Source organism: Vannielia litorea, assembly GCF_019801175.1.
GTDB classification, from domain to species: Bacteria; Pseudomonadota; Alphaproteobacteria; order Rhodobacterales; family Rhodobacteraceae; genus Vannielia; species Vannielia litorea_B.
Genome location: NZ_JAHVJR010000001.1, coordinates 2,294,375 through 2,306,460, shown reverse-complemented (window position 1 = coordinate 2,306,460; position 12,086 = coordinate 2,294,375). Strand labels below are relative to the sequence as shown.

General features: G+C 66.0%; 14 protein-coding genes. 5 read left to right on the top strand and 9 right to left on the bottom strand.

The annotated features are described in order from the left end of the window. Window positions 1-11: 11 nt before the first annotated feature. The 3 genes from KUV38_RS11345 to KUV38_RS11335 all read right to left on the bottom strand — a co-directional run bounded on the left by KUV38_RS11345 (window position 12) and on the right by KUV38_RS11335 (window position 2,646). Complete coding sequence (locus KUV38_RS11345; RefSeq protein ID WP_222470149.1) at window positions 12-770, bottom strand: FadR/GntR family transcriptional regulator; 759 nt, start codon at window positions 768-770, stop codon at window positions 12-14. Window positions 771-900: 130 nt separating this feature from the next. After that, window positions 901-1,536 (bottom strand): OmpA family protein, encoded by a 636-nt coding sequence (locus KUV38_RS21095; protein ID WP_222470148.1) that lies wholly within the window; start codon window positions 1,534-1,536, stop codon window positions 901-903. 231 nt (window positions 1,537-1,767) lie between these two features. Beyond that, window positions 1,768-2,646, bottom strand: a complete 879-nt coding sequence (locus KUV38_RS11335) for a bifunctional helix-turn-helix domain-containing protein/methylated-DNA--[protein]-cysteine S-methyltransferase (protein WP_261385208.1) — start codon at window positions 2,644-2,646, stop codon at window positions 1,768-1,770. 144 nt (window positions 2,647-2,790) lie between these two features. On the opposite strand from KUV38_RS11335, the gene nth reads away from it, so the two are divergent. After that, the gene (gene nth / locus KUV38_RS11330) at window positions 2,791-3,438 is read left to right on the top strand and encodes an endonuclease III (protein ID WP_222470147.1); all 648 of its coding nucleotides are present in this window, start codon (window positions 2,791-2,793) and stop codon (window positions 3,436-3,438) included. Next, complete coding sequence (locus KUV38_RS11325) at window positions 3,435-4,430, top strand: adenosine kinase (RefSeq protein ID WP_315898619.1); 996 nt, start codon at window positions 3,435-3,437, stop codon at window positions 4,428-4,430. The genes nth and KUV38_RS11325 overlap by 4 nt, the downstream gene beginning before the upstream one ends. Before the next feature lie 375 nt (window positions 4,431-4,805). Here the strand turns inward: KUV38_RS11325 and KUV38_RS11320 are convergent, their stop codons facing one another. Continuing rightward, the gene (locus KUV38_RS11320; RefSeq protein WP_222470146.1) at window positions 4,806-5,624 is read right to left on the bottom strand and encodes a sulfotransferase family protein; all 819 of its coding nucleotides are present in this window, start codon (window positions 5,622-5,624) and stop codon (window positions 4,806-4,808) included. A gap of 150 nt (window positions 5,625-5,774) precedes the next feature. Here KUV38_RS11320 and KUV38_RS11315 point away from each other — a divergent pair, with 150 nt between their 5' ends. Together KUV38_RS11315 and KUV38_RS11310 are read left to right on the top strand one after the other, a co-directional pair. Continuing rightward, window positions 5,775-7,352 (top strand): DUF5928 domain-containing protein, encoded by a 1,578-nt coding sequence (locus tag KUV38_RS11315; RefSeq protein WP_222470145.1) that lies wholly within the window; start codon window positions 5,775-5,777, stop codon window positions 7,350-7,352. 10 nt (window positions 7,353-7,362) lie between these two features. Beyond that, window positions 7,363-7,737, top strand: a complete 375-nt coding sequence (locus KUV38_RS11310) for an HIT domain-containing protein (protein ID WP_222470144.1) — start codon at window positions 7,363-7,365, stop codon at window positions 7,735-7,737. A 42-nt stretch (window positions 7,738-7,779) separates the two neighbouring features. On the opposite strand, the gene KUV38_RS11305 is transcribed toward KUV38_RS11310, so the two are convergent. Beyond that, complete coding sequence (locus tag KUV38_RS11305) at window positions 7,780-8,580, bottom strand: RimK family alpha-L-glutamate ligase (protein WP_222470143.1); 801 nt, start codon at window positions 8,578-8,580, stop codon at window positions 7,780-7,782. An 87-nt stretch (window positions 8,581-8,667) separates the two neighbouring features. Between KUV38_RS11305 and KUV38_RS11300 the strand changes: the two genes are divergently transcribed. Continuing rightward, entirely contained in the window at window positions 8,668-8,850 is a 183-nt protein-coding gene (locus tag KUV38_RS11300; protein WP_222470142.1) for a zinc-finger domain-containing protein, read from the top strand. 209 nt (window positions 8,851-9,059) lie between these two features. Here the strand turns inward: KUV38_RS11300 and KUV38_RS11295 are convergent, their stop codons facing one another. From KUV38_RS11295 to KUV38_RS11280, 4 genes are read right to left on the bottom strand one after another with little or no spacing between them, the layout of a single operon-like run. Then, window positions 9,060-9,542, bottom strand: a complete 483-nt coding sequence (locus KUV38_RS11295; protein WP_222470141.1) for a PaaI family thioesterase — start codon at window positions 9,540-9,542, stop codon at window positions 9,060-9,062. Beyond that, window positions 9,539-11,041 (bottom strand): malonate--CoA ligase, encoded by a 1,503-nt coding sequence (locus KUV38_RS11290; protein ID WP_222470140.1) that lies wholly within the window; start codon window positions 11,039-11,041, stop codon window positions 9,539-9,541. Before KUV38_RS11290 ends, KUV38_RS11295 begins: the two co-directional genes overlap by 4 nt. Next, window positions 11,038-11,667 carry an urease accessory protein UreG gene (gene ureG, locus KUV38_RS11285; RefSeq protein WP_222470139.1) on the bottom strand — a complete coding sequence of 210 codons (630 nt, stop codon included), beginning with the start codon at window positions 11,665-11,667 and terminating at the stop codon, window positions 11,038-11,040. The genes KUV38_RS11290 and ureG overlap by 4 nt, the downstream gene beginning before the upstream one ends. Further along, window positions 11,664-12,077 carry a DUF3995 domain-containing protein gene (locus tag KUV38_RS11280; protein ID WP_222470138.1) on the bottom strand — a complete coding sequence of 138 codons (414 nt, stop codon included), beginning with the start codon at window positions 12,075-12,077 and terminating at the stop codon, window positions 11,664-11,666. The genes ureG and KUV38_RS11280 overlap by 4 nt, the downstream gene beginning before the upstream one ends. Between the last annotated feature and the right edge of the window lie 9 nt (window positions 12,078-12,086).

The following is a 12,086-nucleotide window of genomic DNA, read 5'->3' as shown; positions in this document are numbered from 1 at the left end:
AGACCTTTTGCCTACCGCTCCAGCCGCTGCCGGGCCACGGCCTCGTGGGCCTCGGCCTTCACCTGCTCGGCAAGGGCCTGCTCGACGAAATCCAGATGCGCCTCCACCGCCGCCCGCGCCGCGCCCGGATCGCGGGCCAGCACGGCGGCGGCAATCTCGCGGTGCTGCGCCAGCAACCGCTCCCGCGTCGGCTGGTTCCGGAACATGATCTGCCGGTTGTAGAACACGCCCTCGCGCAGCAGCCCAAACATCGCCCGCATCATGTGCAGCAGCACCACGTTATGCGCGGCCTCGAGGATCGCCATGTGAAAGCCCGCGTCCAGCTCCGCCTCCTCCTCGGGGGTGGAGCGGCGGCCATGCGCCTCTTCCATCGCGGCAAGCGCGGCGGCGATCACCGCGTGGTCACCCTCGGTGCCGCGCACGGCGGCCCGCTCGGCGGCCTGCCCCTCAAGGTCACGGCGAAAGCCGATGTAATCGGCCACCGCCTCACGATGCCCGGCAAAGAGCTTCACCAGCGCGGGCGGAAAGACCGAGCGTAGCCCCTCGGCCACGAACACGCCCGCGCCTGCGCGGGCTTCCAGCAGCCCCTTTTCCTGCAATGCGCCCAAGGCCTCGCGCAGCGAGGGGCGCGACACGCCCATGCGCTCGGCCAGCTCGCGCTCGGCCGGCAGCCGCTCGCCGGGGCGCAACACGCCCCGCAGGATCAGCAGCTCGATCTGCTCCACCACCGCCTCACTCAGGCGTGCGGCATTGACAGGCTGGAACGGCATGAAAAAGCCCCCCGGAATTGGTCAAGTGATTTGACCACGTTCCGGGGGGAGGGGGCAAGGTGCCCCCGCCACAGGCAGGGCGGGGGCCTAGACGGAGCGGGGCAGGGACAGGCCCCGATCCGAAAACGGGTTACGTGTTCGGGATGATGATGATCTCGACACGACGGTTGGCGGCGCGGCCGCTCTCGGTCTGGTTGGTGGCCACCGGCTGGCTCTCGCCACGGCCGATTGCCTGCACCCGGCCGGAAGACACGCCCCCGTTCACCAGCACACCGCGCACGGCGAGCGCGCGGCGCTCCGAGAGGTCTTGGTTGTAGGCGGCGGCGCCGGTGCTGTCGGTATGGCCGACCACCTGCACGGTGGTGTTCGGGTAATCGTTCAGCGAGCGGGCGAGTGTATAAAGGTCGTCCTGCAGCGTCGAGGTCAGCGCGGTGCTGTCGACGGCAAAGAGGATGTCCTGCGGCATGGTCACGATCAGCCGGTCACCGGTGTTGACCACCTTGATGCGGCCGTCGAGGTTCTGGTCCAGCTCGCGGGCCTGCTTGTCGAGGTTGGCGCCAATCGCACCACCCACGCCAGCGCCCACGGCGGCACCCAGCACGGCGCCGCGGCGGCGGCTTTCTTCGTCATCGCCAAGTGCCACACCGGCCAGCGCACCCACGGCTGCGCCGGCAAGCGCGCCATTCTGGGTCTTCGGGCCAACGCCTTCGCACCCGGCGAGGAACGTGGCGGCAGCGGCGGAAATAATGAGGGAATTGCGGATCATCTCTGATTGAGTCCTTGTTTTACGTGTTGGTCCCCATGGACGTTGAGGGCTTAACGCTCTCTTGCCCGCTTCGTTCCTTTAAAATGTGACATAGCCAACTGGAATCTGCGTGATCAGGGAGTGATCAGCGGAAAGATGCCTGCAATCGGGGTGCAATGTTTCAGTGGGCAGTGCCTTTGTCACAGGGCGTGAAGGCCCTGTGTTTCAAAGCGTATTTGGCCCTCGCACGACTCAGCCCGCCGCCCGCCCCTCGCTGCGCGCCGCCTCCCAGGCCAGCATCGCCCGCTTCACCGGCAGCCCCCAATGGTAGCCGCCCAGCCCGCCCGATTTGCGCATCGCCCGGTGGCAGGGGATCAAAAAGCTCACCGGATTGCGGCCAACCGCCGTGCCCACCGCCCGCACCGCCTTGGGCGCGCCGATCGCCTTGGCGATCTCGGAGTAGGTGGTCACATGACCCGAGGGCACCTGCATCAGCGCCTCCCAGACCTTGATCTGAAACGGCGCGCCAATGAGGAACAGCGGCGTCTCTTCCACCCGCCCCTCGGCGCCGAAGGCACTCAGCACCCAAGGCCGCAGCGCCGTCGGGTCATCGACGAAGTCCGCCTCCGGCCAGCGGCTGCGCAGGTCGTCCATCGCCGCCTCCGGCCCCATCTCGGCGGCCAGCGCAATGCCGCAGAGGCCCTTCTCGGTGCCCATCACCAGAGCCGGGCCAAACGGGCTCTCGAACCAGCCCCAGCGGATCTCCAGCCCCGCGCCACCCTTGGCATAATCGCCCGGGCTCATCGCCTCCCACCGCAGAAACAGGTCATGCAGCCGCCCCGAGCCCGAAAGGCCCACCGAGTCCGCTGCCTCCAGCGTGGTGAAGCGCTCGCGCAGCAGCGCCTTGGCATGGCCCAGCGTGAGATATTGCTGATACCGCTTCGGGCTGACCCCGACCCACTGGCTGAACATCCGCTGAAAATGCGCGGTGCTCATCCGCATCTTGCTCGCAAGCGCGTCGAGCGTCAGGTTGCCCTCCGCCCCGTCGATCACATCGAGCGCGCGGCGCATCACCTGGTAATGGTAGCTGTCTTCCATCTGTCTCACGGTCGTTCTGACGGGGGCGTTCATCGGCGTGTCTCCTTCGAGGATAGAGATAGAAGCCGCCGACGCACAGAGCGACCCGGAAGATGCGCTTTGACGGCGCGGTCCGCAAACCCGCAGGGCGCACCGTTGCGCTTGCCCAATCCGCCCCCGCAGGGCAAAACAGCCCCCATGCCCGCGCCCAAGATGACATACCACCAGATCTCCGAATGCTTCGCCCGCTTCCGCGAGGCCGAGGCCGAGCCCAAGGGCGAGCTGGAGCATGTCAACGCCTACACCCTCGTCGTCGCCGTTGCCCTTTCGGCCCAGGCCACCGATGCAGGCGTGAACAAGGCCACCCGCGCCCTCTTCGCCATCGCCGACACGCCGCAAAAGATGCTCGACCTCGGGCTTGAAGGGCTCACCGAGCACATCAAGACCATCGGCCTCTTCCGCCAGAAGGCGAAGAACGTGATGAAGCTGAGCCAGATCCTTGTCGACGACTACCACGGCGTCGTGCCGTCCTCCCGCGAGGCGCTCACCTCGCTCCCCGGCGTGGGCCGGAAAACCGCCAACGTTGTGCTGAACATGTGGTTCAAACACCCCGCGCAGGCGGTCGACACCCATATCTTCCGCGTCGGCAACCGCTCCGGCATCGCGCCCGGCAAGGATGTGGACGCCGTCGAACGCGCCATCGAAGACCGCATCCAGGCCGAATACCAGCAGCACGCCCACCATTGGCTCATCCTGCATGGCCGCTACACCTGCAAAGCCCGCAAGCCGATGTGCCCCAACTGCATCATCCGCGACATCTGCCTTTACGAGGAGAAGACCCTGTGACCACCCAGTATGACGTTGTCGGCATCGGCAATGCGATCGTCGATGTGATCTCCCACGGCGATGATAGCTTTCTCGACAACATGGGCATCGAGAAGGGCATCATGCAGCTCGTCGAGCGCAAGCGGGCCGAGGTGCTCTACGCCGCGATGACCGACCGCGTGCAAACGCCGGGCGGCTCCGTGGCCAACACGCTGGCTGGCATCGGCACGCTGGGTCTGGCCACCGCCTTTGTCGGCCGGGTGAAGGACGACGCACTGGGCCGGTTCTACGCCGAGAAGATGGAGCTTGAGGGCACCACCTTCCCCAACCCCCCGGTCGAGGATGCGAGCCAGCCCCCCACCTCCCGCTCGATGATCTTCGTCTCCCCAGACGGCGAGCGCTCGATGAACACCTACCTCGGCTGCGGCGCCGAGTTCGGCGAGGACGACGTGGATGTGAGCGTGATGGAGAACACCCGCTACCTCTTCCTCGAGGGCTACCTCTTCGACAAGGACAAGGGCAAACGCGCCTTCATGGCCGCCGCCAACGCCTGCCACCACGCGGGCGGCAAGGCGGGCATCACCCTCTCCGATCCCTTCTGCGTCGACCGCCACCGCGACAGCTTCCGCGAGCTGATCGAGAACGACATGGATTTCACCATCGGCAACGAGGCCGAATGGAAATCACTCTACCAGACCGACAGCCTTGAAACCGCGCTTGATGAGGCCGCTGCGATCTGCCCCGTGGTGGTCTGCACCCGCTCCGGCGACCCGGTGATCCTGATCCGCGACGGCGAGCGGGTAGAGGTGCCGGTGGAGCGTGTCACACCGGTAGACGCGACCGGGGCCGGCGACCAGTTCGCCGCCGGCTTCCTCTACGGCCTCGCCACCAATCAGACGCTTGAGATGTCCGGCCGCATGGGCGTGACCGCGGCAGCCGAGGTCATCCGCCACATCGGCCCACGCCCCAAACGCCCGCTGCGCGAGGTCTTCCACGAGGCAGGCCTGCTCTGATAACCGGACGCGCACCAAAAGAGATTCAGGGCCTCCGGCGGGGATATTGTCCGGACCAATGAGGAGCAGGACGCTGCGCCCCTTCGGGCGGCTGGCCCTGCCGAAGCGTGATCATGGTTCCACGTCAGACCCGCTGACCCCGCCCGGTCAGCGCTCAGAGGAAGCGGGTGCCACGTGGCGCGGCACCCGCCCCTGACGGAGCCATGCTCTCATCGGTCCACGGTCATCGCCGTCCCCGGCTGTACCGTACCGTCACTGTGCAACAGCATGGTTAATAAAGCCCTACCGGCCCCTCATTGGTCCTGAGAAAATCCTCGGGGGGTTCAAGGGGGGCAGACAGCCCCCCTTGCCTCTATGGCTGTCCCGACGCCCGGTTCAATCCCCAAGCTTCGCATGAACCTCTTCAAGGTCGATCTCGCCCACCGGCATCTTGTTCGACGGGTCTTCGAAATTGTATTTGAACAGGTGGAAGTCGCGCTTGTAGATCTCGTAGACGAGATGCATCGACAGGTCGTCGAAGTAATCCTCCACCGGATGCGCCCGCTTCGGCCCGTGGCCCTCGCTCTCGTTGAAGCGGGGGATGTCATCCAGCTTCACCTCATGCGGTACGTCGATCGCGTCCAGCACCGATTGCATGCCCTCGTTGAACTTCTCGGTCCAGAAGATGTTGTCGTAGCTGCCGCCGTTCACGATGAAGGTGCTGATGTGCCCGCTCATCGCGCTCCAGTGAATGTCGGGGTCCATCGGGCGGCGCCAGCGGATGGTATCGCGGGCAAAGAGCAGAAATCGGCGGAAGCTCTTGATCTGGTCGAACTCGAAGCCGCTCTCCGGGTCGCCCACCTCGATCCCGTATTTCTGGATCAGCATCGGCACCAGCTTGCCCCGGTAGCGCTTTCCGTTGCGCTGGATGCCGCAGATCTTGTCGAAGAAGCTCGAGAGAATCCGCGTGTAGGGATTGCGCACGCAGGTGAAGGCATAGCTCTGGTGCGCCGTCACATTGGCTTCGATCAGCGGCTGGCTCTCGTCCTGCGCCCATTTGTGCAGGCCAGCCGTGCTGTCATGAATGTCGCCGTCAAAGAACTTGCCGTGATCGGAGTAGAACATGATCTGCCCGATGGTCGAGCAGGCGCATTTCGGCACCACCCGATACACCACGCTTTCACTCTCGGTCATCCACGTGCCGGGAAAGCCCATAATTTACTGCCTCCGAAAACCCATATGGCCGCGAGTTGTCCTCCCGGCATCATTGGAGCGGAAAAATACAAGGAAACCCTGTCTTTTCAACGGTTGGTTACGATACTAACCGTAAACAACCACCCAACAAACGGGCAGAGTGTTTACGTAGTGGCCAGAATTGCCTTCATCCTCCTGTGTCACAAGGACCCGGACGCCATCATCGCCCAGGCCGAGAGCCTGACGGCGGTCGGTGATTATATTGCGATTCACTTCGATGCACGGGCCAAGGCGGAGCATTTCAGCCGCATCCGCGAGGCGCTGAAAGACAATCCCAACGTCGTCTTCGCCCGCAAGCGGATCAAATGCGGCTGGGGCGAGTGGAGCCTCGTGCAGGCCACGCTCAACGCCGTTGAGTCGGCGGTTGAGGCCTTTCCGCGTGCCACCCACTTCTACATGCTCTCCGGCGATTGCCAGGCGATCAAATCGGCCGAATACGCCCATGAGTTCCTCGACCGCGACGATTGCGACTACATCGAGAGCTTCGATTACTTCAACTCCGACTGGATCAAGACCGGGATGAAGGAGGAGCGGCTGATCTACCGCCATTTCCTCAACGAGCGAAAGAACAAGTGGCTCTTCTACAAGAGCCTCGAGGTGCAGCGCGCCCTCGGCCTCACCCGCAACGTGCCGGGCGATCTGCAGATGATGATCGGCTCGCAATGGTGGTGCCTGCGCCGCCGCACGGTCGAATGGGTGCTCGATTTCACCCGGACCCGTCGCGACGTGATGCGCTTCTTCCGCACCACCTGGATCCCCGATGAGACCTTCTTCCAGACCATCGTGCGCCACCTCGTCCCCGAGAACGAAATCCGCTGCCGCACCCTGACCTTCCTGATGTTCACCGACTACGGCATGCCGGTGACCTTCTATAACGACCACTACGACCTGCTGCTCAGCCAGGACTTTCTCTTCGCCCGCAAGATCAGCCCCGAGGCCGCCGAGCTGAAAAAACGCCTCGGCATGCTCTACGCCGCCGAGGGCCGGCAATTCCAGATCTCCAACGAGGGGCGGCGACTGTTCCACTTCCTCACCGGGCGCGGCCGCATCGGCCGCCGCTTCGCGCCGCGTTTCTGGGAGACCGAGGCCAGCCTCGGCCGGGGCCGCGAGCTGATGATCGTCATCTGCAAAAAGTGGCACGTCGCCAAGCGCCTCTGTGAGCGCATCCGGGCGACCACCAACATCCCGGTGATCGAATACCTCTTCAACGAGGAGGAGGCCGATCTGCCCGATCTCGGCGGCATCCAGACCACGCTCGAAAAGCGCACGCGCCATCGTCGGGCGCTCATGCGGATGCTTTTCGATTACCATGACACAGACCGTCTGGTGATCTGCCTCGATCCGTCCAACATCGACCTGATGCAGGATTTTCACGCCGACAAGTCGGCCACCAAGCTGCTCGATCTCGAATGCGAGTTCACCGACGAGTATCTGCTCGGCCACGCCCGCCGGGTCGGCCTTGCCGGGGATCAGACCCCGCAAGACACGCTGGAGCGGCTGCTGCCAACAATCCGTTACGACATCACCTTCGAGAAGGACCGCATCCGCGACGCGGGCTTCGAACATCTCGACCGCATCCGCGAGGGCGCGAGCGTCGACGAGAACGTGCCGCCTCTCGCCCGCTTTCTCGATATCCCGATCGACGCGGCGTGGGAGATCGCCTCCACGCCCCATCTGTTTACCGACTGAGGAGGCCCCAATGGGCTACAGCTACGACCCCGAGAATATCTTCGCCAAGATCCTGCGCGGCGAAATCCCGAACCAGACCGTGCTGGAAACCGAGCACACCCTCGCGTTTCGCGATATCCAGCCGCAGGCCCCGGTGCATGTGCTGGTCATCCCCAAGGGGCCTTACGTAAGCTACGACCACTTCGCGCAGGAGGCCTCCGAGGCCGAGATCGTCGACTTCACCCGCGCCGTCGGCAAGGTCTGCGAAATGGAAGGCGTCGAGGCCCACGGGCCGGGCTGCCGATTCATCTCCAATGCCGGCAATCATGGCGTGCAAGAGGTGCCGCATCTCCACGTTCACGTGCTGGGTGGCCGCCCGCTGGGCCGGATGCTGAACCCCGCGTGACACGGGACAGGGTGGGCAACCTGCCCACCAACCGCCCGTGCCCTACCGCGCCAACACCTCGAGCGCCGCGCCAATCACATCCCGCGCCGCGGCCCACTGCTCCGGCCCCGAGCGCGCATAGGCGTCCAGCCCCGGCGCCGCGTTGACCTCAAGCACCACCGGCCCCTCGGCCCCGCCGATCACATCGATCCCGGCCCACCGCAGCCCCAGCGCCTCCGCCGCCCGCACCGCCAGCGCCTCGGCCTCCGCGCCCGGACCGCCTGCGCGCAGCGCGGCCCCGGCCGAAAGGTTGCCTGGCCCGTCGCCTTTGGCCATCCGCTCGTAGGCCAGTACCGCGCGGCCCTCCAGCACCATCACCCGAAACTCGCGGCCCGGCACGTGATCCTGCAAGATCACATGGCGCCCGGTTTCCCTCAGCGGCGCAATCGCATCCTCCAGCGCGGCAAGGTCGGTGACCCGCTGCACGCCCTCGCCGCCATGGCCGTCATTCGGCTTCACCCAGAGCGGCACGCCGCATTCCTGCCGCGCCCAGGCCAGCCCTGGCGCGGCATCGCGGCCCGCCAGCATCACCACATGCTCCGGCACCGGCACGCCTGCATAACCCAGCACCTTCGCCGCATAATCCTTGTCGCCCGCCAGCCGCGCCGCCGCATCGCCATTGAGCCCCAACGCCGCGCCATGCACCGCGTGCGCCCGCCCGCCCGCGTCGATGAAAAACCCGAACCGCCCAAGCTGCGGCTCCGCCACCACCCGGCCCCCCAGCGCCTCCGCCGCCTCGGCCATCAGCCGCAGAAACGGCCGCATCCCCTCATGCGGCGCCACCATCCACCGTGCATGCTCCACGCCGCTGCCCACTTGCACGGCCTCCCCATCCTGCTATTTTCGCCCGCAATTCTGACCCGCCCCAGCGCCCCCCGCAAGGAGACAGCCATGTCGATCGCCCCGCCCGAAACCGAAGTGGTCTCCGCCTGGCGCGTCTCCTGTGACGGCGGCGAGGGCGCCCTCGGCCACCCCCGCGTCTGGCTCTCTCTGAGCCATGAGACCGGCGAGGTCGAATGCGGCTATTGCGACAAGAAATTCATCCACGAGAGCTTCGCCGCCAAGGCTGGCTGACCGCGCCGCCCTTCAAACTCTGAAACCCCGTGCGTACATGGCACCCTGCACGGAATCAAGCCGAAGGCGCCGTGCAGCGCCGACCCGCCCCCCGGGGCGGCGCTTCGGTGAAGTCAGCGCCTACTTCAATCGTCAAGCTACCACGGTACGATAAAGTGCCACCCACCGCCGTTTCGAGCGCCACCCCGCGGGTCGGCGCTGCACGGCGCTCACCGCGTCATGATGATGCAGGTCGTCGAGCCTGTCGCATAAACCCGCCCGTCCTCGGCCCCCACGATCTCGCCCCGTGCCACGCCGGTCGAGCGGCCTGAGTGCTGCACCTCGCCCACCGCCAGCACCTCCAGCCCCACCGGGATCGGGCGGGTGATGTTCACCTTGTATTCCAGCGTGGTGTACCAGCTGCCCTGCGGCACCTTGGTCATCACCGCGCAGGCCATGCAGCTGTCCAGCAGGGTGCCGTACCAGCCGCCGTGGGTGCCGCCCATCGGGTTGGCATGGGCAAACTTCGGCGCACCCCGGAACACCACGCGCCCGTCCTCGACCTCGTCCAGCCAATAATCCATCACGCCCGAGATCGGCGGCCCCGCAATCTCGCCGCTCAATATCCCCTGCATGAAGGCCAGCCCCGACATCGAGAGCAACTCGTCAAAACTCGCCAGCTCCTCCGGCCCAGCTGCAATTTTCCGCGTCATGCGAACACCTCCCTGTAGCGCTCCCTCAGCGCCGCCTTCTGCACCTTGCCCATCGTGTTGCGCGGCAGCGCCTCGACCAGATCGAAGTGCCTGGGGTGCTTGAACCGTGCCAGCTTCTCTCCCAGCGCCGCCTGCACCGCGCCAAGGTCCAACTCCGCGCCCGGTTCCGCCACGATCACCGCCACCGGGCTCTCACCAAAATCGCCATGCGGCGCGCCCACCACCGCGCTCTCCAGCACGCCGGGGCAATCGTCGATCACAGCCTCCACTTCCTTGGGGTAGATGTTGTATCCGCCTGAAATGATGAGGTCTTTCCCGCGTCCGACGATGCTCACATACCCCCGCGCGTCGATCACCCCCATGTCCCCGGTGATGAACCAGCCATCGGGGCGCAACTCGGCGGCGGTCTTTTCCGGCATCTGCCAGTAGCCGCCAAACACGTTCTCCCCGCGCACCTCGATCATCCCCACCTCGCCATCGGGCAGGGCGCGGCCGTCGCCGTCACATACCTTCAGCTCCACCCCCGGCAGCGGCAGCCCCACGGTGCCCGCCACCCGCTCGCCCTCATATGGGTTCGAGGTCAGCATGTTGGTCTCGGTCATCCCGTAACGCTCCAGAATCCGCTGGCCCGTGCGCGCCTCGAACTGCCTGTGCGTCTCCTCCAGCATCGGTGCGGAGCCGGAGATGAAGAGCCGCATATGCCCGGCCACCTCGCGGCCAAACCGCGCCTCCTCCAGCAACCGGGTGTAAAACGTCGGCACCCCCATCATGCTCGTCGCCTTCGGCAGCGCTTCCAGCACCGCCTCCACCTCGAACTTTGGCAGCCAGATCATCCGCGCGCCTGCCAACAGCGCCACATTGGTCGCCACGAACAGCCCGTGGGTGTGAAAGATCGGCAGCGCGTGCAGCAGCACATCGTCGCCGGTGAACTGCCAGTATTCCACCAGCACCCTTGCATTGCTCAGAAGGTTCCGGTGGCTGATCATCGCTCCCTTGGAGCGCCCGGTCGTGCCGCTGGTGTAGAGAAACGCCGCCAGATCGTCCGGCCCCCGCTCCACCGGCACAAAACCCGGCGTGCAGCCCTCCGCCAGCGTCGCAAAGCTCCCCGCGCCCCCCGGCCCGAGGCTCTCCACCCGCGCAAACTGTTCCAGCGCGGCCAGCGCCTCCCGATCCGCCGGGTCGCACAAGAATAGCCGCGCCCCCGAGTTCTCGACAAAATATTCCAGCTCCGCCGCCGGATACCCGGTATTCAGCGGCAGAAACACGAGGCCCGCCGCAATGCAGCCGCCGATCAGCGCCAGCATCTCCGGGCTCTTCTCCAGCTGCATCGCCACCCGGTCGCCCGGCTCCAGCCCAAGGCTCACCAGCGCGTTCGCATGGCGCCCCACGGCCTCGGCAAACTCGGCATACCCCAGCAAAACGGACCCGTCCGGCCGCAGCAAAAAGCCGCCCTCACGCCCCGCACAGGGCGCGATCAGCGCGTCATACAGCACGTTCATCCGGCGGTGACCTCGCCCAGCCCGCTCAGCGCCCGGATCTCGGCCACGACGGCCTCTAGCCCTTCGCCATGCCGCATCGCACAAAAGAAAAACGGCCGCCCCGCGCGCATCCGCGTGGCATCGCGCTCCATCACCTCCAGCGAGGCGCCCACATGGGGCGCAAGGTCGGTCTTGTTGATCACGAGGATGTCCGACTTGGTGATCGCCGGACCGCCCTTGCGCGGTATCTCCTCGCCCGCCGCCACGTCGATCACGTAGATCGTCAGATCTGCCAGCTCCGGCGAGAAGGTGGCCGACAAGTTGTCGCCCCCGCTCTCGATCAGCACAACTTCCACGTCCGGATGGCGCTGGACCATCTCCGAGACGGCAGCAAGGTTGATCGAGGCATCTTCGCGGATCGCGGTATGCGGGCAGCCCCCGGTCTCCACCCCGATGATCCGGTCGGCGGGCAGGATCTGCGCCCGCACCAGCGCGTCCGCATCCTCGCGGGTGTAGATGTCATTGGTGATCACCCCCACCGAATGGTTGGGGCTCAAAGCCTTCGCCAGCGCCCCCGTCAGCGTGGTCTTGCCCGCGCCCACGGGCCCCCCGATCCCGATCCGCAAAGGCCCGTTCAACGGCGTCATGTCAAAGCTCCATATGTCAGAATGAGAAACCCCGCGCCGAGCGCGAGGCAAAGCGGGCCATAGGCCCTCCGGTCCAGCGTCGCAAAAGGCTCCTCCGGCACGATCTGCCGCCACGCGGGCAAGTAGCTCGCCGCGCCCCGGCCCAGAAACACCAACGTCATCACCGCCAGCCCCGCCGTCTTCAGACCGCTTGGCGCGAACCACGGCCAGGCGGCGGCAAAGAGCAGCGCCACCACCACCAGCGCAGAGGGCACCGCCCCCGGCATCCGCTCGATCCCCCGCGCGCCCACAACCGCCCGCGCCAAGGCCCGCTCCTCGGCGAGCGGAAACCACCACCCCAGTGCCCAGAGCAGGTGCAGCGCGGCCAGCACGATCAGCACGGCAGAAAGAACAAGCGAAAGCCCAATCATCGGCCCATC

Coding starts and splice junctions, on each gene's coding strand:
- KUV38_RS11345 (WP_222470149.1), bottom strand. CDS start 770: ATGCCGTTCCAGCCTGTCAATGCCGCACGCCTGAGTGAGGCGGTGGTG.
- KUV38_RS21095 (WP_222470148.1), bottom strand. CDS start 1,536: ATGATCCGCAATTCCCTCATTATTTCCGCCGCTGCCGCCACGTTCCTC.
- KUV38_RS11335 (WP_261385208.1), bottom strand. CDS start 2,646: ATGAACGCCCCCGTCAGAACGACCGTGAGACAGATGGAAGACAGCTAC.
- nth (WP_222470147.1), top strand. CDS start 2,791: ATGCCCGCGCCCAAGATGACATACCACCAGATCTCCGAATGCTTCGCC.
- KUV38_RS11320 (WP_222470146.1), bottom strand. CDS start 5,624: ATGGGCTTTCCCGGCACGTGGATGACCGAGAGTGAAAGCGTGGTGTAT.
- KUV38_RS11310 (WP_222470144.1), top strand. CDS start 7,363: ATGGGCTACAGCTACGACCCCGAGAATATCTTCGCCAAGATCCTGCGC.
- KUV38_RS11300 (WP_222470142.1), top strand. CDS start 8,668: ATGTCGATCGCCCCGCCCGAAACCGAAGTGGTCTCCGCCTGGCGCGTC.
- KUV38_RS11295 (WP_222470141.1), bottom strand. CDS start 9,542: ATGACGCGGAAAATTGCAGCTGGGCCGGAGGAGCTGGCGAGTTTTGAC.
- KUV38_RS11290 (WP_222470140.1), bottom strand. CDS start 11,041: ATGAACGTGCTGTATGACGCGCTGATCGCGCCCTGTGCGGGGCGTGAG.
- ureG (WP_222470139.1), bottom strand. CDS start 11,667: ATGACGCCGTTGAACGGGCCTTTGCGGATCGGGATCGGGGGGCCCGTG.
- KUV38_RS11280 (WP_222470138.1), bottom strand. CDS start 12,077: ATGATTGGGCTTTCGCTTGTTCTTTCTGCCGTGCTGATCGTGCTGGCC.